This window comes from Roseateles sp. NT4 (assembly GCF_051857475.1).
Taxonomy (GTDB): domain Bacteria; phylum Pseudomonadota; class Gammaproteobacteria; order Burkholderiales; family Burkholderiaceae_C; genus Pelomonas.
The window spans coordinates 1,714,795-1,736,912 of the sequence record NZ_JBPZGZ010000001.1; the positions used below are offsets into that span (position 1 = coordinate 1,714,795).

The following is a 22,118-nucleotide window of genomic DNA, read 5'->3' on the forward strand; positions in this document are numbered from 1 at the left end:
TTCGGGCAGGCCCGCCGCAGGGCGAGCAGGCCCTACTCGCTGCGCGGGAAGTAGCTGATGACCTGGAGGACGGCGCCTTGGGGGTCCTGCAGCACGGCCATGCGGCCGATGGTGGGGATGTCGAAAGGTCCGGCGCAGACGGTGCCGCCCAGGCTCCTGGCCTTCTCGACCGTGGCGTCGCAGTTCTCGACGGTCACATAGGCGCCCCACATCGCCGGCCCGGGTGCTGGCGGCGTCATGACGCCGCCCACCGCCACCTCACCCACCTTGATGACGTGATAGTCGCCCTGGCCCATGTTCATGGTGTCAAACGTCCAGCCGAACAGGCTGCCGTAGTACTCGCAGGCGGCCTTGGGGTTGGGGGTCCCCAGCTCATTCCAGCTGAAGGCGCCGGGGGTCATGTAGACGTCTTGGTAGTCCTTCATCGCGATCTCCTTGGAGTGGGAGGCGCATCGTCGGCAGCGTGCATGACAGCGTCAAGTAGGCCGCACAATTCCGCCCCATGACCGGTCTTGTCTTCCCCCACACCTTCGTGCCGTGGTTCCGCGCCGTGGCGCCCTATATCCACGCCTACCGCGGCGAGACCTTTGTCGTCGGCATGCCCGGTGAGCTGGTCGCCGCCGGCAAGCTGAACGCCTTCGTGCAGGACCTGTCCATCCTGCACGCCATGGGCATCAAGATCGTGCTGGTGCACGGCTTTCGCCCCCAGGTGAATGAACAGCTGGCCGCCAAGGGCCAGGTGCCGCGCTACAGCCATGGCCGGCGCATCACCGACGCCGTCGCCCTGGACTGCGCCCAGGAGGCCGCCGGCCAACTGCGTTTCGAGATCGAGGCCGCCTTCAGCCAGGGCCTGCCCAACACGCCGATGGCCAACGCCACGGTGCGGGTCGTTTCGGGCAATTTCCTGACCGCCCGGCCGGTCGGCATCGTCGACGGCGTGGATTTCCAGCATTCCGGCCTGGTGCGCAAGGTCGACGGCGCCGCCATCCAGCGCGCCATCGACATCGGCGCCATCGTGCTGCTGTCACCCTTCGGCTTCTCACCCACCGGTGAGGCCTTCAATCTGTCGATGGAAGACGTGGCCACGTCCACGGCCATTGCACTGCAGGCCGACAAGCTGCTGTTCGTCTGCGAGGTCAATGGAGTTCCGGAAAATCCGGACGACCCCGACAGCCCCATCGACACTGAGCTGGCCGTGGCCGACGCTGACCGCATGCTGGCCAAGGCCGCCCCCAACCCCGAGCCGACCGACGTCGCCTTCTACCTGCGCCACTGCGCCGAGGCCTGCCGGGCTGGCGTCGAGCGCTCCCACATCATCCCGTTTGCGGTGGACGGCGCCCTGCTGCAGGAGGTCTACACCCATGACGGCATCGGCACCATGGTCGTCGACGAGAAGCTGGAGAGCCTGCGCGAAGCCAGCGCCGACGACGTGGCCGGCATCATCCAGCTCATCGAGCCCTTCGAGCGCGACGGCACCCTGGTCAAGCGCAGCCGGACCGAGATCGAGCGCGACGCCGAACTCTACACGGTCATCGAGCACGACGGCGTCATCTTCGGCTGCGCGGCCCTCTACCCTTACGTCGAGGCCCGCACGGCTGAAATGGCCGCCCTGACCGTCTCCACCGAAGTACAGGGCCAGGGCGACGGCGACCGGCTGCTGAAAAGAATCGAGCAGCGCGCCAAGGCCATGGGCCTGGACAGCATCTTCGTGCTGACCACCCGCACTATGCATTGGTTCATCAAACGCGGTTTCCAGCAGGTCGACCCCGAATGGCTGCCCGAGGAACGCAAGCGCAAATACAACTGGGACCGCCGCTCGCTGGTGCTGGTCAAGAAATTCAACTAAGCCCCGCCGGGCTTGCCCAAACGGCCCGCGCGCTAAAGTGCGGGCCGTTTCTCTTTCTCTCTCGTGTTTTCAGGAGTCCGCCATGCCCCGCACCGTCCAATGTGCCTATCTGAAGAAGGAAGCCGAAGGGCTGGACTTCCCGCCTTACCCCGCCCATACCGAACTCGGCAAGAAGGTCTGGGAAAGCGTCAGCAAGGAAGCCTGGGCCGCCTGGATGAAGCACCAGACCATGCTGGTCAATGAAAACCGCCTCAACCTCGCCGACCTGCGCGCCCGCCAATACCTGATGCGTCAGGCGGACCAGTTTTTCTTCGGCGCTGGCGCCGAAACGGTGGCGGGCTATGTCCCACCAGCGGACTGAGCGCAGCTCAGTGAAAAACTGGGGGAGCGCTCATCTGCACGCAGTGCAGGTGATGCGATCACAACAGTTTTTCTTCGGCACCGGTGCCGAAGCGGTGGCGGGCTACGTGCCGCCGGCCGAATAAGCGCGCACCGCGAAATCCGCTCGCATACACGAAGGGGCCGGGACGAAAGTCACCGGCCCTTTCTCTTTGATTTTTCCGCCGCGGCGTCACGCCCACCCCGGCCGTCATTCAAGCCGAATCGGCAATTAACCGAAATCACCGAAAACTCGTCGCAACCGGCCAACGAAAAACCCTTGCATTTACCCGGCCCGTCGCGATTTAATTCGTTTACGGAGATACTCGCGGCCATCGGGGCCCAGCCTCCGAGGCCGCGGCAGCCAATGTCGCAGGCCTCCCCCGCTCAAATCGCAAGAGGAATAGCAGCATGTCCACCCTGAAAGAACTTCTGGCCCAGCGTGAGGCACTTGATCAGCAGATCAACCAAACCAAGGACCGCGAACGCAGCGAGGCGGTGGCCAAGGTGAAATCCCTGATGAGCGAATATGGCCTGACGGTCGCCGACCTCAGCACCCGCACGCCCAAGCCGGCCAAAGTGTCCAAGGTGGCGGCCAAGTATCGCAACCAGGCCACCGGCGAAACCTGGAGCGGCCGCGGCCTGCAGCCCAAGTGGCTGAAAGCTGCCGTTGCCGGCGGCGCCAAGCTGACCGATTTCGCCGTCTGACAAAGAATCCCCGGTCGCGGTTTCGACCCCGGTTTTCAACCCATTTCGGCGCTCGCCACGGCGAGCCGCCAACAGGGCCATCCATCTACGGGATGGCCCTTTTCCTTTTTGGTGCAGGTCCCGCCTAAACTGCGCCATGCCTTTCGTCACGCTGTCCACGCACCAAATCTCGGGGGTTTTCCCGAGGTCGTTGCGTCATTGCGGGGACGAGATTGCCGCAATGCCCGGACGTCGCCACCGATTCATTCGGCCAAGCACAGGCACCCGCCCTTGTGCGCCGGTCCGGGTATTGGCCTGAGCCATGGATCTGCATTCCGATGTTCCGGAGTCCGTGGACGGCCATGCGCCCGACCTGAGCGTCCAGGCGCCCCCCTCCAGCACCTTGCCTCCCGGCCCGCGCCGCATCCATGACCGCCGCGGCTGGCGGCGGCTGCGCCGCGTCGGGCTCGCCGCGCTCGCGGGCCTGGGCGGCGGCCTGGTCACCGCCTGGGGGCTGGCCGCCGACGCGCTGCCGCCGATGCTGCGCATCCCTCAACCCGCCGTGGCGATGCCGGCCGAGGACCTGCTGCTGCCCATGCTGCTGTCGGCCCTGGGCCTGCTGGCCCTGTGGCGACTGAGCGCCTGGGTGCTGCCACTGGTCATGGCCGGGCTGCTGCTGGGCGGTGGCCTGCCCCTGCTGCTGCGCTCGCCGGGCGATCCGGTGGCCGCGCTGCAACTGCTGACCTCGGCGCCCGTGCTGACGGCGCTGGGTCTGCCCCTGCTGGCCATCGCCCTGAACCGCACGCTGTTGAGACGCCTGCATCTGACGGGTCGGCTCAATGGCCGGCGCGAAGTGCTGCTCTTCGGCCTGCTCGGCGGCCTCGCAGCGCCGACGCTGGCGGGCCTGTTCACGGGGGTCGCCCTGATGGCGACGGGGTTGACCTGGAAAGACGCTGCCAGCGGCGCGCTGGACCTGGCAGCGGCCTGGGGCATGGCGCTTTTGAGCCTCGGCACCATCCTGCAGGCCAGCACCCAGCGCCCCCGTCGCGGCGGGCGCTGGACCGCTCGGGCGCTGGCCGCGACGGCCGTCATCGCGCAGGCAAGCCTGATCTGGCTGCCCCAACCCGGCGCCGCCCTGCTGTTGCCTCATCTGCTGCTGTGCCTGCATGCCCTGCAGGCCTCGCCGCGCAGCAATGCCGTGCTGGGTGCCGGCCTGCTGGGCCTGTGGGCGCTGTGCACGCCTGCGGGCCTCATTGCCTACGCCCTGGGCGCCGGCCTGGCCTTGCTGCCGCTGGCCCTGATCGCCCTCAGCCACCACCAGCTGCGCGACCGCGACGGCTGGCGCAGCGCTCTGGACGCCCAGGGCCTGGCGCTGGCTGAATGGCGGCTGCCGGAGGGGCGCCGCCACGCGTCCGCGCGCTGGCAGGCCCTGACCACCCCGGTCGACGGCACGACGGCCGGCTCCGCGCCCCTCGACTGGGTGCGCCTGGCGCACCCGCGCGATCGCGAGCCACTGCGGCGCGCCCTGCGCGAGCTGCTCAGCGACCCGCAGCGCAAGCACATCGGCCTGTCGCTGCGGCTGGCGGCCGATGGCGGCGACTGGCGCTGGCACGAGCTGCAAGCCCATGTGCCCTTGCGTGACAACCGCGGCCGGGCCCGCGGTCTCATCGCGACGCTGGCGGACGTCAGCTGGCGCCACACGGCCGAAGAGCGTGAGCGCATGTCGGCCACCCTCTTCCAGCAGGCCAGCGAAGGCCTGGCCATCGTCGACATCCAATGGCGCATCGTCGAGGTCAACCCGGCCTATTGCGACATCCTGCACGCACCCCGCGAAGCCCTGGTCGGCCGCGTGGCCACGCCGCTGAGCACCGCCAATCTGCAACGCAGCGGCTATCAGCCTGTCGAGCTGCAGGCCATCCTCAATGACGGCCTGGCCTGGAGCGGCCAGTTGCAGACCGAGCTGGACGACGGCGGCCAGCACGTGTTTGCCGCCAGGCTCAGCCCGGTGCCGGAGTCGGAAGGCGTCAGCCCACGCTGGCGGCTGCTGAGCCTGACCGATCTCGGCGAGAGCCTGCGCCAGCAGGACCTGCTGCGCCGCAGCCTGCGCTTCGACGTGGCCACCGGCCTGCCCAACCGCGACGAGTTCATGCGCCGCCTGCAGCAGGCCCTGGGCGCGGCCAACCGCGACGGCTTCAAGCTCGTCATCGCCCTCATCGACCTGGACGAGTTCGCCCGCGTCAATTCGGAGCATGGCCCCATGGTGGCCGATGCCGTGCTGCTGCAGCTCAGCGGCCGTTTGCAGGCCACGCTGCGCGGCTCCCGCGGTGCAGAGCCCGACACGGCCGATCAGCTCGCCCGCCTGCACGGCGACGAGTTTGCCGTGCTGATGCGCGTGCAGACGCCTGAAGAGGCCCAGCGCGCCGCCGACCGCTTGCTGGGCCTGTTGTCCACCCCGGTGGCGATCCGGGAAAGCCGTGCCGGCAACGGCCTGGCCATCGAGATCGGCGCCAGCATGGGCGCCACCGTCTACCCCCAGGACGACGCCGATCCCGAAACCCTGCTGCGCCATGCCGGTCACGCCCTTTACCGCGCCAAGCATGCCGGCCGTGGCGGCATCCAGTTCCACGATCCAACGCTGGACCAGCGCGACGAGGCCGGCCTCATCGCAGTCGCCCGCCTGCAGAAGGCCCTGGACAGCAACGAGCTGCTGCTGCACTACCAGCCGCAGGTCGACCTGCGCACCGGCCAGGTCATGGGCGTCGAAGCCCTGCTGCGCTGGCAGCACCCCGAACGCGGGCTGCTGGCGCCGGCGCATTTCCTGCCCCTCGTCGAAACGACGGGCCTGGCCGTGCAGATCGGCGATTGGGTCATCGAGCAGGCCCTGAACCAGGCGGCCACCTGGCTGCGCGCGGGCATCAATGACGGCAAAGGGCTGCCGGTCAGCGTCAACGTCGGCGCCCGCCAGCTGCGCCGCCACGACTTCCCGCAGCGCCTGCAGGAACTCATCCAACGCCAGCCCCCGGATATTGCCCACCTGCTGCACCTGGACGTGCTGGAATCCGACGCCCTGGTCGAGACGGTGGCCACGCAGGCCCTCATCCAGCGCTGCCTGGGCCTGGGCGTGGGCATCGCGCTCGACGATTTCGGCGCCGGCTACTCCCGCCTCAGCTCACTCAAGCGCCTGCCCGTCGACACCCTCAAGCTGGACCGCAGCTATGTGCAGGGCATGCTGGGCGATGCCCAGGACCTGTCGCTGGTCGAGAGCGTCATCGGCCTGGCGCGCAATATCGGCTGCGCCGTGCTGGCCAAGGGTGTCGAAAGCCGGGCCCACGCCCGTGAGCTGCTGCGCCTGGGCTGCCGCCTCGGCCAGGGCAACGGCATTGCTGCCGCCATGGCGCCATCCGCACTGCCGGGATGGATGGAAGCCTTCGGCAACGGCGACTGGGTCAGCCAGTTGCGCGGCCGCTCGCAAGCGAATCTCTAAAATCCACGGGTGATCCCACCTGGCTTTATCCATGACCTGCTGGCCCGCGTCGACGTCGTCGAGGTGGTGGGCCGCCACGTCGACCTGAAGAAGGCCGGCATCAACCACAAGGGCCTGTGCCCCTTCCACGGCGAGAAATCGCCCAGTTTCATCGTCAGCCCCAGCCGCCAGACCTACCACTGCTTCGGCTGCGGCGTGCACGGCAACGCCATCGGCTTCCTGATGGAGCACACCGCCGCCACCTTCGTCGAAGCCGTGGAAGACCTGGCCCAGCAGGTCGGCATGGTGGTGCCCCAGGACGATCGCAGCCCTGAGCAGCGCGAGCGCGCCAAGGCGGAAAAGGCGAAGCAGCAGAGCCTGACCGACGTGCTGGCCCGCGCGGCCGACTTCTACAAGGCCCAGCTGCGCAAGGCGCCGCGCGCCGTGCAATACCTGAAGGGCCGCGGCCTGACCGGCCAGATCGCCGCCCGCTTCGGCCTGGGCTATGCACCGGAGGGCTGGCGATCGCTGGCCAGCGGCTTCCCGAGCTATGACGACCCGCAACTGGTCGAGTCCGGCCTCGTCATCACGCCCGACGCCGAACCCGGCGAGGACGCCAAGCGCTACGACCGCTTCCGCGACCGTGTCATGTTCCCCATCCGCAATGTGCAGGGCGAGGTCGTCGGCTTCGGCGGGCGCGTGCTGGACAAGGGCGAGCCCAAATACCTGAACTCGCCCGAGACGCCGGTCTTTCACAAGGGCAAGGAGCTCTACGGCCTCTATGAAGGCCGCCAGGCCATGCGCCAGCGCGGCTACGCCCTGGTCGTCGAAGGCTATATGGACGTCGTCGCCCTGGCCCAGTACGGCATCGGCAATGCCGTGGCGACCCTGGGCACGGCCTGCACGGCCGAGCATGTGCACAAGCTGTTCCGGCATACCGAGTCGGTGGTCTTCAGCTTCGACGGCGATGCCGCCGGCCGTCGCGCCGCCATACGCGCCCTGGAAGCTGCCCTGCCCCATGCGACGGAGACGCGCAGCGTCAAGTTCCTGTTCCTGCCGATTGAGCATGACCCGGACTCCTACGTCCGCGAACTCGGCACCGAGGCCTTCGAACGCTGCGTCGAGACGGCGGTGCCGCTGTCGCGCCAGTTGCTTGCCGTGGCCGGCGAGGGCTGCGATCTCGGCACCCCCGAAGGCCGCGCCCGCATGCTCAAGCAGGCCCGGCCGCTGTGGAATCTGCTGCCCGACAGCCTGCTGCGCCGCCAGTTGCTCGGTGAAATCGCCCGCCAGGGCCAGATGCCCGAGGCCGAACTGCAGTCGCTCTGGCTGGGTGAGCCGGCGTCGACCGCAGCCGCCCCTGCCGCCGAGGCGACCGAACCGGCCGAGAAGCCGCGCTGGCAGCCCAAAGGCGAATGGAAGCCCAAGGGCGAGTGGAAAGGCAAGGGGGACTGGAAGTCTCGCCGTGAGGCCGAACAGCGCCCCGCCGGTCCGCGCGTACTCCCCGCCACCGCCGCCGACAACGCCACCCGCCTGCTGCTGCAGCACAGCGAACTCTGGGATGGCCTCCCCGACGAGGACAGGGCCCTGCTGCACGACCTCCCAGGCGTGCATGGCGAGCTGATCCACTGGCTGGAACGCCATCTGACCCACCACGGCGTCAGCCCCTGGGCCGTCGTCCAGGCGGGCCTGGCGGCGGACGGCCATGCCGAGGCCGTGCACCGCCTGGTGCGCAGCTACCAGGAACTGGGCATCGAGGAATCCGACCCGGCCGGTGATCTGACCCGGGCGGTCGCGGCGCTGCGCAGCCGGGCGCCCGCTGCACTGCCGGGCGGCAACGGCGCGACCGACGAGGAACGGCGCATCGCCCTGGAACAACTGGCCCGCCTGCGCGAGCGCCACGGGGTGCAGCGCTAGGGTTTGCCCGTCACGGTTTTGCAATTCAGCGCCAAATCGCTGATAATCTTGTGTTTTCCGCGCGCGTCAACAAGAGTGACGGCAGAGAAATGCCGGACCCGGCCACCCAGCGACACTGGGCAACCCAATCAGGGTTTTGATGGCCAAAATATCCGCCAGCTCTGCATACCAAACGATCACGCCAGCTTGTTCGCGCCACGCCTGGGTCCCTCGGCCGCATTCCGGTTGACACCTGGCGACGAAAGCCACCGCCCCCTGCCCCGCCGGTTTGAAGCCGAGCCCGGGCCGGCAGCGGTGGCTGCTGCATTTCTGAATTGACCGCGCAAACCCGAAGGACCTGCATGACCGCCAAGAAGACCGCGCCCAAGGCTACCCCCGCCGAAGAGCTCAAAAAGAAGCCTGCTGCCAAGACTGCAGCGGCCGAGGCGCCCGCGAAGACGACCAAGGCGGCTGCGGCCAAGCCTGCCGCCAAGGCGGCCAAGGCGACGGAAGAAGACAAGCCCAAGCGCGGCCGCAAGCCCAAGGCGGAGACCACGACCAAGAAGGCTGGCGCCAAGAAGGAAGCCGAGGAAGAGGAAGACTTCTCCGACATCGACGCCGAGATCGAAGGCGAGGAAGCCGAGGCCGAAGTCGAAGAGGTCGCTGCGGTCGAAGAGGAAACGGTCAAGGCCAAGCCCCTGCGCATGAAGGTCAGCCGCGCCAAGGAGCGCGCGCTGATGCGTGAGTTCGGTCTGGAAGAGACCGCGCTGACGGAAGAGGAAGCGCACAAGCGCCGCAGCGAGCTGAAGACCCTCATCAAGATGGGCAAGACGCGGGGTTTCCTGACGCACCAGGAAATCAACGACCACTTGCCCGAGAAGCTGGTCAGCGAGGAAATCCTCGAGGCCATCATCTCCATGCTCAACGACATGGGCATCGCGGTCTACGAGCAAGCGCCCGACGCCGCCACGCTGCTGATCCAGGGCAACACGACCGCCACGTCGACCGAAGAGGAAGCCGAAGAAGCCGCCGAAGCTGCGCTGTCGACGGTGGACTCCGAGTTCGGCCGCACGACCGACCCGGTGCGCATGTATATGCGCGAAATGGGCACGGTCGAACTGCTGACCCGTGAAGGCGAAATCGAAATCGCCAAGCGCATCGAAGGCGGCCTGCAGGCCATGATGCTGGCGATCTCGGCCTCGCCGACGACCATCGCCCACATCCTCGAGTTCTCGACCAAGATCCGCGCCGGCGAAATGCAGATCTCGGATGTCGTCGACGGCTTTGTGGCCGAAGACGAGGCCGACGACTACGTGGCCGAAGAAGACTTCGACGAATTCGACGAGGAAGACGACGACGACGGCAATGGCGGCTCCAAGGCCCTGACCAAGAAGCTCGAGGAGCTGAAGAACGCCGCGCTTGTGAAGCTGGACTCGATGTCCGCCGCCTTCGACAAGATGCGCAAGGCCTTCGAGAAGGACGGCTACAAGTCGGCGCCGTACAACAAGGCCCAGCAGGCCATCAGCGCCGAGCTGATGACCATCCGCTTCACCGTCAAGACGATTGAAAAGCTGTGCGACATCCTGCGCAGCCAGGTCGACGACGTGCGCCGCTACGAGCGCGAACTGCGCAAGATCGTGGTCGACAAGTGCGGCATGCCGCAAGAGCACTTCATCAAGACTTTCCCGCCCAATGTGCTGAACCTGAAGTGGGCCGAGAAGGAAGTGGCGCTGGGCAAGCCCTACAGCGCCATCCTGGCTCGCAACCTGCCGCCGGTGCAGGAACTGCAGCAGAAGCTGACGGACATCCAGGCCAAGGCCGTCGTGCCGCTGGACGACCTGAAGGACATCAACAAGAAGATGAACGAGGGCGAGAAGGCCTCTCGTGACGCGAAGAAGGAAATGATCGAGGCCAACCTGCGCCTCGTGATCTCCATCGCCAAGAAGTACACCAACCGCGGCCTGCAGTTCCTGGACCTGATCCAGGAAGGCAATATCGGCCTGATGAAGGCGGTGGACAAGTTCGAATACCGCCGCGGCTACAAGTTCTCGACGTACGCGACGTGGTGGATCCGCCAGGCCATCACCCGCTCCATCGCCGACCAGGCCCGCACCATCCGCATCCCGGTTCACATGATCGAGACGATCAACAAGATGAACCGCATCTCGCGCCAGCACTTGCAGGAGTTCGGCTACGAGCCGGACGCCCCGACGCTGGCCGAGAAGATGGAGATCCCGGAAGACAAGATCCGCAAGATCATGAAGATCGCCAAGGAGCCGATCTCCATGGAGACGCCGATCGGCGACGACGACGACAGCCACCTGGGCGACTTCATCGAGGACACCAACAACACGGCGCCCATCGAAGCGGCCATGCAGGCCGGCCTGCGCGACGTGGTGAAGGACATCCTCGACTCGCTGACCCCGCGCGAAGCCAAGGTGCTGCGCATGCGCTTCGGCATCGAGATGCAGAGCGACCACACGCTGGAGGAAGTCGGCAAGCAGTTCGACGTGACCCGTGAACGCATCCGCCAGATCGAAGCCAAGGCCATCCGCAAGCTGAAGCACCCGAGCCGCAGTGACAAGCTCCGCACGTACCTGGACAACCTGTAAGGTTGGCCTGGGACGTGGCCGCCGCTAGGCGGTACGGGCTGCTCGCAGCCCGTACGGAGTTTGCGCCCCGGCTTGCACAGCAAGACGGGGCACAAGCGACCGCGATAGCCCATAAGCAACAAGGCCGGCATGTCCGGCCTTTCTTACGCCGATAAACTGCTCACATGACCGCGATCCGCGAGCGCACCGTCCTTTTTGCCGACCTGCGCGGCAGCACCGGGCTGTACGAATCCCTCGGCAACGCCGAAGCCAGCGCCATGGTCACGCAGACCGTGGGCCAGATCAGCGAGGCTGTGCTGGAGAGCGGCGGCCAGCTGATCAAGACCCTGGGTGATGGCCTGATGGCCGCGTTCGAGACGCCGCGCGACGGCGTGCGCGCGGCCCAGCGCATGCAGGAAATGCTGGAACGCAGCGTGCAGCGCGCGCGCCGCCAGAACAATCCCGGCCTGCTGGCCCTGCGCCTGCAGGTGGCACTGGCACGCGGCGAGGTGGTCGAGCTGAACGGCGACTGCTTCGGCGACGCCGTCAATGTCGCCGCCCGTCTCATCGACCATGCCGGCGACGGCGAGATCCTCATCACCGCCGAGGTGCTGACTGGCCTGCACCACGCCTCCAAGGGGCGGTTCCGCAGCCTGGATCGCATCTCGGTGCGCGGCCGCGTCGAATCCGTCCACGTCTACCGGATGGACGCCGCGCCCCTGGTCAGCGCCGACGACACCGCCACCCAGTTCGGCGAGCCCATGCGCTCTACCGAGCCGGACGGCATGCGCCTGATCTGGCAGGACCTGGACCGCGTCTTCGACATCGGCGCCATGCCCATCGTGCTGGGCCGCAGCGTGCAGGCCACCTACTGCATCACCGACGCCCGGGTGTCGCGTTCACATGCCCGCATCGATTGGCAGGGCAGCAGCTTCGAGCTGACCGACCTGTCCTACAACGGCACCTATGTCCGCTTCGGCGACTCGGGCGAGCTGCTCAGCCTCAAGCGCGGCAGCTGCACCCTGCATGGCAGCGGCATCATCGGCCTGGGCGGCCTGCCCACCGACGACCAGTCACCCATCGTGCGCTTCGAGGTGCTGCACTTCTACGACACGGAGCCCCAACCTTTCGGCGGCCCCCGCTCCCGGCGCTGACCGATGCCTTTTCTCCCTGAACCGCCGCATCGCCACGGCGCCGCGCCTGCTGGCCCCGACGTGGCCGTCCTGCTGTGCAACCTCGGCACGCCGGACGCACCGGATGCCCCGGCCCTGCGCCGCTACCTGGCCCAGTTCCTGGCCGACCCGCGCGTCGTCGAGATTCCGCGGCTGCTGTGGCTGCTCATCCTGCACGGCATCATCCTGCGCATCCGCCCCGCCAAGTCGGCCGCCAAGTACGCCACGATCTGGATGCCGGAAGGCTCGCCCCTCAAGGTGTGGACCGACAAGCAGGCCAAGCTGCTGCAAGGCCGCTTGAGCGTGCGCGTGGCCATGGCGATGCGCTACGGCCAGCCGGCCATTGCCGCCACGCTGGATGCGCTGAAGCGCGACGGCGTGCGCCGCATCCTGGTGCTGCCGGCCTACCCGCAATACTCGGGCGCGACGACGGCAAGCGTCATCGACGACGTGGCGCGCTGGACGCTGCAGACCCGCCACCTGCCCGAGCTGCGCTTCATCAACCGCTATCACGACGAGCCCGCCTACATCGCCGCCCTCGCCCAGACCGTGCGCGAGCACTGGCAGCGCGAAGGCCGCGGCGACAAGCTGGTGATGAGCTTTCACGGCATGCCTGAGCGAACCCTGCACCTCGGCGACCCCTACCACTGCGAATGCCTGAAGACCGGCCGCCTGCTGGCCGAGGCGCTGGGCTTGAAGGACGGCGAGTGGCTGGTGACTTTCCAGAGCCGCTTCGGCAAGGCCAAGTGGCTGGAGCCCTACACGGAGCCCAGCCTCGTCAAGCTGGCCAAGGGCGGGCTCAAGACCGTCGACGTCATCTGCCCCGGCTTTGCGGTCGACTGCCTGGAGACACTGGAGGAGATCAACCAGGAGGCTCGCGCCGCCTTTCTGGCCGCCGGCGGCCAGCGTTTCGGCTACATCGCCTGCCTGAACGACCACCCGGCCGGCATCAAGGCCCTGGCCAGCGTGGCCCAGCGCCATCTGCAGGGCTGGACGACCGAAGCGCCCCACCCTGACACCCTGGCCCTGCAGCGGCAGCGCGCCCTGGCCGCCGGAGCAAAGGCATGAGCGAAACGCCCGCCTCGATGCGCCTGGACAAATGGCTCTGGGCGGCGCGCTTCTACAAGACCCGCGCCCTGGCCGTGGACGAGATCAATCTCGGCCGCGTGCGTGTCGGCGGCCAGCCGGTCAAGCCGGCCCGGGACGTCAAGGTTGGCGACCTGCTCAGCATCCGCATCGGCCAGATGACCCGCGAGGTGGAGGTCAAGGGCCTGTCCAACCAGCGAGGCCCCGCCCCGCAGGCTCAGGCCCTGTATGCGGAAACCCAGGCCAGCATCACCACCCGCGAGGCCGCCGCCGAGGCGCGCCGGCTGGCGCCGGAGCCAGCCGCCACCATCGAGCAGGGCCGCCCGACCAAGCAGGACCGCCGCCGCCTGGCGGACTGGGATCGCTGGTCGGCCTCGGTGGACGACGACGATCCGGGTTGACCCGGATAATTCGTTTCGAATTCCCCCTCTTGAAACCAGGGCATCGCGCCCCATGTCGACGCGATTGCTCCTTTTTCTGCCATGACGACCGAGAACCCCCTGCCCGAAGACGCAGCCGGCGCTGCCGACCCCACGGCCGCCGAGCTGAACCCCGAAACCTTGATTGCCGAGCTGGAAGGCCAGAAACAGCGATTGGCCGAGATGAGCGACGCCTATCTGCGCGCCAAGGCCGAGGCCGAGAACGCCCGCCGCCGCGGCGAAGAGGATGTGGCCAAGGCGCGCAAGTTCGCTGTCGAGGCCTTTGCTGAAGCCATGCTGCCCGTGATGGACAGCCTGGAAGCCGCCATCGCCACGCCCAGCGCCAGCGTCGAGACCGTGCTGGAGGGCGTACACGCCACACGCCGTCAGCTGTCCAGCGCCCTGGAGCGCAACAAGGTCGTCGAGATCAATCCGGGTCAGGGCGCCAAGTTCGACCCCCACCAGCACCAGGCCATTTCCATGGTGCCGGCGCCCGGCCAGGAACCCAACACGGTCGTCACCGTGCTGCAAAAGGGCTTCCTGATCGCCGACCGCGTGCTGCGACCCGCACTCGTGACGGTTTCCGCGCCGAAGTAATACACAAGCCGCCGCTCCCTTGAAACGGCGCGACTTATCCACAACTCGAACACATCAACAAATCTTCAGGAGTTCCACATGGGAAAGATCATCGGCATTGACCTGGGCACCACGAATTCGTGCGTCGCGGTCATGGAAGGCAACACCACCCGCGTCATCGAGAACGCCGAAGGTGCCCGCACCACGCCGTCCATCATTGCCTACCAGGAAGACGGCGAGATCCTCGTCGGTGCCTCGGCCAAGCGCCAGTCGGTGACCAACCCGAAGAACACGCTGTACGCCGTCAAGCGCCTGATCGGCCGCAAGTTCTCCGAGAAGGAAGTGCAGAAGGACATCGACCTGATGCCCTACACCATCGCCGCCGCCGACAACGGCGACGCCTGGGTGGAAGTGCGCGGCAAGAAGTTCGCGCCTCCCCAGGTCTCGGCCGAGGTGCTGCGCAAGATGAAGAAGACCGCCGAGGACTACCTCGGTGAGGAAGTGACCGAGGCCGTCATCACGGTGCCAGCCTACTTCAACGACGCCCAGCGCCAAGCCACCAAGGACGCCGGCCGCATCGCCGGTCTGGACGTCAAGCGCATCATCAACGAGCCCACCGCCGCGGCCCTGGCCTTCGGCCTGGACAAGCATGGCAAGGGCGACCGCAAGATCGCTGTCTATGACCTGGGTGGCGGCACGTTTGACGTGTCCATCATCGAAATCGCCGACGTGGACGGCGAGATGCAGTTCGAAGTGCTGTCGACCAACGGCGACACCTTCCTGGGCGGTGAAGACTTCGACCAGCGCATCATCGACTACATCATTGCCGAGTTCAAAAAGGACCAGGGCGTCGACCTGACCAAGGACGTGCTGGCCCTGCAGCGCCTGAAGGAAGCCGCCGAGAAGGCCAAGATCGAGCTGTCCAACAGCGCGCAGACCGACGTCAACCTGCCCTACATCACGGCAGACGCGACCGGCCCCAAGCACCTGAACGTCAAGCTGACCCGCGCCAAGCTGGAGAGCCTGGTTGACGAGCTCATCGAGCGCACCATCGCCCCCTGCCGCACGGCCGTCAAGGACGCCGGCGTGGCCCTGAGCGACATCGACGACGTCATCCTGGTCGGCGGCATGACCCGCATGCCCAAGGTGCAGGACAAGGTCAAGGAGTTCTTCGGCAAGGAACCGCGCCGTGACGTGAACCCCGACGAAGCCGTGGCCGTCGGTGCCGCCATCCAGGGCCAGGTCCTGGGCGGCGAGCGCAAGGACGTTCTGCTGCTGGACGTCACCCCGCTCTCCCTGGGCATCGAGACCCTGGGCGGCGTGATGACGAAGATGATCAAGAAGAACACGACCATCCCGACCAAGTTCTCGCAGACCTTCTCCACGGCTGACGACAACCAGCCTGCCGTGACCATCAAGGTCTACCAGGGTGAGCGCGAGCTGGCCCAGGCCAACAAGTCGCTGGGTGAGTTCAACCTCGAAGGCATCCCGCCGGCCCCGCGCGGCGTGCCCCAGATCGAGGTCTCCTTCGACATCGACGCCAACGGCATCCTGCACGTCGGCGCCAAGGACAAGGGCACCGGCAAGGAAAACAAGATCACCATCAAGGCGAACTCGGGCCTTTCCGAAGCCGAGATCGAGAAGATGGTCAAGGACGCCGAAGCCAATGCGGCCGAGGATAAGAAGAAGGTCGAGCTGGTGCAGGCCCGCAACCAGGCCGACGGCATGGTCCACAGCGTGCGCAAGTCGCTGAGCGAGCATGGCGACAAGCTGGATGCCGGCGAGAAGGAAAAGATCGAAGCCGCCGCCAAGGAACTGGAAGAAGCCATCCAGGGTGACGACCAGGCCGTGATCGAGGCCAAGACCGAAGCCCTGATGACGGCCAGCCAGAAGCTGGGCGAGAAGATCTACGCCGACCAGCAAGGTGCCCAGGCGGCCGCCGCAGCAGCCGCTGGCGCCGAGCAGCCCCAGGCCGCGCCGCAAGGCGAAGCCAAGCGCCCGGCCGACGACAACGTCGTGGATGCCGAGTTCAAGGAAGTCAAGGACAACAAGTAATCCTTCGATGACTTCAACGGCCCGGGAGTGCTCCAGAGCGCCCTCGGGCTTTTTCCCTTGAAAAGAGAAGCAGCAAGCATGGCTTCCAAGCGCGACTACTACGAGATCCTGGGCGTTGCCAAAAACGCGTCCGAGGACGACATCAAGAAGGCCTACCGCAAGCTGGCCATGAAGTACCACCCCGACCGCAACCAGGGCGACGGGGCGAAGAAGGCCGAGGAACAGTTCAAGGAGGCCAAGGAGGCCTACGAGATGCTGTCCGACGGCCAGAAGCGTGCGGCCTATGACCAGTACGGCCACGCCGGCGTCGATCCCAACATGGGTGCCGGCCGCGGCGGGCCGGGCGCGGAAGGCTTTGGCGGCTTTGCCGAGGCCTTCGGCGACATCTTTGGCGACATCTTCGGCGGCCAGGGCGGGCAGCGCCGCGGCGGCGGTGGCCAGCAGGTCTACCGCGGCAGCGACCTCAGCTATGCCATGGAGATCACGCTGGAGGAAGCCGCCCGCGGCAAGGAAACGCAGATCCGCATCCCGAGCTGGGAGAGCTGCGAGACCTGCTCCGGCACCGGCGCCAAGCCCGGCACCAGCGCCAAGACCTGCGGGTCATGTCAGGGCTCGGGCACGGTGCACATGCGCCAGGGCTTCTTCAGCATCCAGCAGACCTGCCCGCACTGCCACGGCACCGGCAAGATCATTCCCGACCCCTGCACCACCTGCAACGGCCAGGGCAAGGTCAAGAAGCAGAAGACGCTGGAGGTCAAGATCCCGGCCGGCATCAACGAGGGCATGCGCATCCGCTCGGCGGGCAATGGCGAGCCCGGCGTGAACGGCGGCCCGGCGGGCGACCTCTACATCGAGATCCGCATCAAGCAGCACGAGATCTTCGAGCGTGATGGCGACGACCTGCATTGCACGATGCCGGTCTCGATGATCACGGCCGCCCTGGGCGGCAACATCGAAGTGCCGACGCTCGGCGGCAAGGCCGAGATCGAACTGCCCGAGGGCACCCAGCACGGCAAGACCTTCCGCCTGCGCGGCAAGGGCATCAAGGGCGTTCGCTCCAGCTACCCGGGCGACCTCTACTGCCACATCGCCGTCGAGACGCCGGTCAAGCTGACCGAGCACCAGAAGAAGCTGCTCAAGGAACTCGACGAGTCGCTGAAGAAGGGCGGCGAGAAGCACTCGCCCAATGCCAAGACCTGGACCGATCGCGTCAAGGATCTGTTCAAGTAAGCCATTCGCTTTTCGGCCTAAGCCGTGGTCCCGCAAGGGTCTGCGGCTTTTTTATGCCCGATTCCTGCGCGTAACGTGCAGCCAGCCTGCGTCTTAAGTCACGGCAGCCGGGGCCCACACACGCAAACAAGGTCTCCCGGCTTGACGCGAAAACTCTAAAGTCACCCAACCGTCACACCGAAACCTCATAAGTGATTCCATCGGCGCCCTTGCCCATCACAGTCCACGGCCATCTGCCGGGGTGGGAGGTCGCATGTTCCTGATGGACCAGACCATCCAGGAAGCGTCGGCGCTGATCATCGACAGCAATGCCAATTCGCGCAGCCTGATGTCGGCGCAGTTGCGCGACCTCGGCGTCGGCACGGTCAAGCAGACACCGCGCGTCAAGGACGCCCGCGTGATGCTCGAGCACCAGACCTTCGACATCGTGCTCTGCGACTACCACTTCGACAGCAGCGACACCTCGGGCCAGGACCTGCTGGACGAGTTGCGCCGCGAAGGCCTGCTGCCCTATTCCACCGTTTTCGTCATGGTGACCAGCGAGGCCACCTATGCCAAGGTCGCCGAGGCCGCCGAGGCGGCGCTGGACGCCTACCTCATCAAGCCCTACACCAGTGCCAACCTGGCCGAACGCCTGGCCAGCGCCCGCCAGCGCAAGCGCATCCTGAAGGACATCTTCGAAGCCATCGAGAACGAGGACTTCGAGACCGCCGCCAACCTTTGCCTGGCCCGCTTCGAGACCAAGGGCAAGTACTGGCTGTACGCGGCACGCATTGGCGCCGAGCTGCTGCTGCGGCTCAAGCGCTTCGACGACGCCAAGACCCTCTACGAGGCCATCATCGCCGCCAAGACCGTGCCCTGGGCTCGGCTGGGCGTGGCCCGCACCGAAGTCGCCAGTGGCAACCTGCAGAAGGCGCGCCGCACGCTGGAAAACCTCATCGGCGACCTGCCCGACTATGCCGACTCGCATGACCTGATGGGCCATGTGCAGATGGAGCAGGGCGATCTCGGAGAGGCCCTCAAGACCTACCAGACCGCCGCGACTCTGACACCGGGCTGCCTGCTGCGCCTGCAGCGCTGCGGCACGCTGGGCTTCTACGCCAACCAGCGTGCCGAGTCGCTGAAGATGCTGGAACGCGCCATGTCGCAGGGCTTGCGCTCCAAGCTCTTCGACATGCTCAGCCTCGTCCTGATCGGGCTGATGCGCTTCGACGCCAAGGACTTCAAGGGTTTCAAGTACACCCACGACTCCCTCATCGCCGCGCTGGAGCGCGCGCCGGGCTCCATCCGGCTGCAGCGTTTCGACCTCGTCTTCCGCGGCCTCGCCTTCCTGCTGGAACGCCGCGTGGGTCAGGCCCTCATCATCGCGCGCGAGTTCACCGAGCATGCCGACGCCGGCAACTTCGACCTTGAGGCGGCCTCGCTGCTGACGGCGCTGTGGATACGCCTGTCCAGCCAGGAGGTCGAACTCGAGGAGATGATGCCCATCCTGAAGAGCCTGGGCACACGCCACTGCGCGACCAAGGCCAGCACGGAGATCTTCGTGTCCATGTCCGAAGGACACCAGGGCGCCGCCGAGCAGTTCCGCGAGTGCCATCAGCAGATCTTCAATGTCGCCGAGACGGCCATGCGCCATTCGCTGCGCGGCAGCGCCAAGGTGGCGGTCGAGCTGCTCATCCAGCAGGGCGAGAAGACGCGCAACGCCAAGCTCATCGACATGGCCGGCCTGGTGCTGAAGCGCCATGCCGAAAAGATCGAGGGCGCCGAGGGGCTGGCCCTGCAGATCGAAGACCTGCACGGGCGCTATGTGAAACCGATGACGGGCGGGCCCAGCAAGGCGCGCGCCACGGGTGGCGTCACGCTGCGAACCTCGGCCGCCACGGTCCCGGCCTGAGCTGACCTGGCACTGCCAGCCGCACATCACCTGATGTGGTGTGTCATCGCGAGCCGCGAGAATCCGCGCCGCGTCCCTGCTTCCCCGCCTTTCGCATGCCCCTGCTCAAACGCCTGCTGGCCTGGTTCCAGCCCGATACCTCGCGTCCCCTGACCCAGGCCTGGCTGGCCGCCCTGTGGATGGGCTTGGCTGCCAACTGGCCGCTGTGGAAGCAGCTGCAGACACTGCCCGGCGTCGGCATCGGCTTCACGCTCGCGTTCGCCGGCATGGTCGTCGCCGCCACCGGCGCCGTGTTGAGCCTGCTGGCATGGCCGCGGCTCATCAAGGGCGTGCTGCTCGTGCTGCTGCTGAGCGCCGGCGCCCTGGCCTATTTCATCGGGAGCTACGGCATCGTCTTCGACCCGACCATGGTCGTGAACATGCTGCAGACCGACGCGCGCGAGACGCGCGACCTGCTGAGCTGGAAGCTGCTCGCCAGCCTGCTGCTGCTGGGCGCCCTGCCCGCCTGGTGGCTGTTGCGCCGACCCAAGGCACCGGCGCAAGCCACGGCCAAGCGGCTGCGCGACAACCTCGCGGCTTTTGCGCTAGGCCTGGTCGCCATGGTGCTGCTGGCGCTGAGCGTGTTTGCGACGCTGTCGTCGACGATGCGCAATCACAAGTCCATCCGCTACCTGGTCACGCCGCTGAACGCGGTCTACTCGGTCAGCATGGTCGGCGTGCGCAGCCTCTCCGGCCCCAAGGGCCCGCCGGTCGTCATCGGCGCGGACGCGCGCCTGCTGCCGCGCGCCGAAGGCGCCAAGCCGCCGCTGCTGATGCTGGTTGTCGGCGAGACGGCGCGGTCCATGAACTTCAGCCTGAACGGCTACGGGCGGCCCACCAACCCCGAGCTGGCCAAGCTGCCGGTCGTCAGCTTGAAGGACGTGACCTCCTGCGGCACCGCAACGGCCGCGTCGCTGCCCTGCATGTTTGCGCCGCAAGGCCGCGCCGGCTTCGACGCAGACAAGCCGCAGCAGAACCTGCTCGACGTGCTGCAGCGCGCCGGCCTGGCCGTGCTGTGGCTGGACAACCAGAGCGGCTGCAAGGGCCTGTGCGACCGCGTGCCCAACAGTCCCACGTCCAAGCTGCCCGAAGGCGCCGCGCCCTTGCCGGCCGGCCTGTGCCACAAGGATGAACTGGACGGCGACGAGTGCTTCGACGAGTCGCTGCTGCACGAACTCGACAAGCGCATCGCCGCGCTGGACCCGGAGCGCGTCAAGCGCGGCGTCGTGCTCGTCATGCACCAGATGGGCAGCCACGGCCCGGCCTACTTCAAGCGCTCGCCGGACGACCTCAAGCCCTTCCTGCCCGAGTGCAAGAGCAACCAGCTGCAGGACTGCGAGCGCCAGCAGGTCGTCAACGGCTACGACAACACCCTCGTGACGACCGACCGCCTGCTGGCGCGCTCCATCGCATGGCTGCAGGCGCAAAGCAGCCGCTTCGACACCGGCATGCTCTATGTGTCCGACCACGGCGAGTCCCTCGGCGAGAACGGCCTGTTCCTGCACGGCATGCCCTATGCGATCGCACCGGCCGAGCAGACGCACGTGCCGATGATCCTGTGGGTGCCCGAGGGCGGCGCGCTGGCGGCATCGCTCAAGCCCGGCTGTCTGCAAGGCTTGCGCGACAAACCGGCCTCGCACGACAACCTCTTCCACACGACCATGGGCTGGGTGGGTGCCAGGGCGGATGTCTACAAGCCGGAGTGGGATCTGTTCGCCGGCTGTCGCAACGACGTCGCCAAGCCGTGAGATTGTCAACGCACGCCGGCCTAGTCGCCGCACTTGCCGGTCTACTTTGGAGCAACGGTGCTTCAGCCGCCAGCTTCGACTGCGCAACAGCGAAGAAGCCCATGGAGCGGGCCATCTGCGAAAGCCCGGCAGTCTCCAAACTGGACGAAGAGATGGCGCACTCTTACCAGCGAGCGTTGCGCGCCCTGAGCTCTGGAGGGGCTTCAGCACTCAAGACGTCGCAGCGGTCTTGGCTGCGGTACGCCGACCAACGCTGCATCGGGAATCAACGAAGGGAATCGTCGCGCGATGCCTGCCTGGAAAGGCTGTTTCGAGAACGTGTCGGTGAACTTGGGCAGGCCGGCTTGAAGCTAGGTGCGCTGGTACTGAACCGCATCGACGGGTACGAAGCGTTTCCCAATCCATCCAATGACGATTCCGGCGGCAACGATGGTCTGGTAGTCCATCGCGCCGGCTATCCGCAGATAGAAGGTGCGATCACCAAAGCAGTGGCTGCCTGGAACGAGCGACAAGCACAGCATTCCCTGAGATCGCTGATCCTGACGAGAGAATGGAATGAGACCGACCTGCATCAAGACTACGTCATCGCTTGCGCCAGCGCCAAGGTGCTGAGCATCCGCGTGACGTTCTCCGAGTACGGCCACGGTGCAGCGCATGGCCTCTACTCCAACGACGCCGATACTTTCTGGCTCGAGCCCGACATCCACCCTCTGAAGGCCGAGGATCTCTTTTCGCAGGAGTCCGGTTGGGAAACCAAGCTCCCGGCGCTATTCATCCAGGCCTACCTTGCCGATGAGCGGCATGGACCGCGTTCATTGAACGACTCAGTGGAAAGCACGATCCGCGGAGCGGCAGTTCAATACGCGCGTTGGCTGCTGACGCCCGCGGGCCTGCAGATCAACTTCAGCGCTTACGAGGCCGGCAGCTATATGAACACGCCCGGGCCGATCACCGTCGCCTGGTCCGCTCTCAAACCCATGCTAATCCACCGAAGCGCGCCAACCTGCGCCTTCTCGTTCATCGACTCGCGCTGACGCAGCC

At 66.7% G+C, this 22,118-nt stretch carries 16 protein-coding genes; 15 read left to right on the plus strand and 1 reads right to left on the minus strand.

All coding sequences use genetic code 11. From position 1 onward, the window contains the following. Nucleotides 1-32: 32 nt before the first annotated feature. Nucleotides 33-425 (minus strand): VOC family protein, encoded by a 393-nt coding sequence (locus ACS5PN_RS08065; RefSeq protein WP_439463408.1) that lies wholly within the window; start codon nt 423-425, stop codon nt 33-35. Between the two features lie 77 nt (nt 426-502). On the opposite strand from ACS5PN_RS08065, the gene argA reads away from it, so the two are divergent. The 15 genes from argA to ACS5PN_RS08140 all read left to right on the plus strand — a co-directional run bounded on the left by argA (nt 503) and on the right by ACS5PN_RS08140 (nt 22,111). Then, nucleotides 503-1,846 (plus strand): amino-acid N-acetyltransferase, encoded by a 1,344-nt coding sequence (gene argA / locus ACS5PN_RS08070; protein ID WP_439463409.1) that lies wholly within the window; start codon nt 503-505, stop codon nt 1,844-1,846. Between the two features lie 82 nt (nt 1,847-1,928). Beyond that, nucleotides 1,929-2,207: an oxidative damage protection protein gene (locus ACS5PN_RS08075; RefSeq protein ID WP_439463410.1), complete on the plus strand. Its 279-nt coding sequence runs from the start codon at nt 1,929-1,931 to the stop codon at nt 2,205-2,207. A 428-nt stretch (nt 2,208-2,635) separates the two neighbouring features. Continuing rightward, nucleotides 2,636-2,932, plus strand: coding sequence for an H-NS histone family protein (locus ACS5PN_RS08080; protein ID WP_439463411.1), 297 nt, complete (start codon nt 2,636-2,638; stop codon nt 2,930-2,932). Nucleotides 2,933-3,233: 301 nt separating this feature from the next. Then, nucleotides 3,234-6,395, plus strand: coding sequence for a putative bifunctional diguanylate cyclase/phosphodiesterase (locus ACS5PN_RS08085; protein WP_439463412.1), 3,162 nt, complete (start codon nt 3,234-3,236; stop codon nt 6,393-6,395). Nucleotides 6,396-6,404: 9 nt separating this feature from the next. After that, nucleotides 6,405-8,288, plus strand: a complete 1,884-nt coding sequence (gene dnaG, locus ACS5PN_RS08090) for a DNA primase (protein WP_439463413.1) — start codon at nt 6,405-6,407, stop codon at nt 8,286-8,288. A 341-nt stretch (nt 8,289-8,629) separates the two neighbouring features. Next, the gene (rpoD, locus tag ACS5PN_RS08095; protein ID WP_439463414.1) at nt 8,630-10,879 is read left to right on the plus strand and encodes an RNA polymerase sigma factor RpoD; all 2,250 of its coding nucleotides are present in this window, start codon (nt 8,630-8,632) and stop codon (nt 10,877-10,879) included. 164 nt (nt 10,880-11,043) lie between these two features. After that, a complete protein-coding gene (locus ACS5PN_RS08100) occupies nt 11,044-12,012 on the plus strand; it encodes an adenylate/guanylate cyclase domain-containing protein (protein ID WP_439463415.1) in 969 nt (322 codons plus the stop codon). 3 nt (nt 12,013-12,015) lie between these two features. Beyond that, nucleotides 12,016-13,098 (plus strand): ferrochelatase, encoded by a 1,083-nt coding sequence (gene hemH, locus ACS5PN_RS08105; RefSeq protein WP_439463416.1) that lies wholly within the window; start codon nt 12,016-12,018, stop codon nt 13,096-13,098. Next, a complete protein-coding gene (locus ACS5PN_RS08110) occupies nt 13,095-13,517 on the plus strand; it encodes an RNA-binding S4 domain-containing protein (RefSeq protein WP_439463417.1) in 423 nt (140 codons plus the stop codon). Before hemH ends, ACS5PN_RS08110 begins: the two co-directional genes overlap by 4 nt. 81 nt (nt 13,518-13,598) lie before the next feature. Next, nucleotides 13,599-14,132 (plus strand): nucleotide exchange factor GrpE, encoded by a 534-nt coding sequence (gene grpE / locus ACS5PN_RS08115; protein ID WP_439463418.1) that lies wholly within the window; start codon nt 13,599-13,601, stop codon nt 14,130-14,132. Nucleotides 14,133-14,210: 78 nt separating this feature from the next. Next, complete coding sequence (dnaK, locus tag ACS5PN_RS08120; RefSeq protein ID WP_439463419.1) at nt 14,211-16,166, plus strand: molecular chaperone DnaK; 1,956 nt, start codon at nt 14,211-14,213, stop codon at nt 16,164-16,166. Between the two features lie 78 nt (nt 16,167-16,244). After that, the gene (gene dnaJ, locus ACS5PN_RS08125) at nt 16,245-17,396 is read left to right on the plus strand and encodes a molecular chaperone DnaJ (protein WP_439463420.1); all 1,152 of its coding nucleotides are present in this window, start codon (nt 16,245-16,247) and stop codon (nt 17,394-17,396) included. Between the two features lie 253 nt (nt 17,397-17,649). Beyond that, entirely contained in the window at nt 17,650-19,290 is a 1,641-nt protein-coding gene (locus ACS5PN_RS08130) for a response regulator (protein ID WP_439463421.1), read from the plus strand. Nucleotides 19,291-19,385: 95 nt separating this feature from the next. Beyond that, entirely contained in the window at nt 19,386-21,077 is a 1,692-nt protein-coding gene (locus ACS5PN_RS08135) for a phosphoethanolamine transferase (RefSeq protein WP_439463422.1), read from the plus strand. Continuing rightward, nucleotides 21,074-22,111, plus strand: coding sequence for a lysozyme inhibitor LprI family protein (locus ACS5PN_RS08140; protein ID WP_439463423.1), 1,038 nt, complete (start codon nt 21,074-21,076; stop codon nt 22,109-22,111). The genes ACS5PN_RS08135 and ACS5PN_RS08140 overlap by 4 nt, the downstream gene beginning before the upstream one ends. The last annotated feature ends 7 nt before the right edge of the window (nt 22,112-22,118 follow it).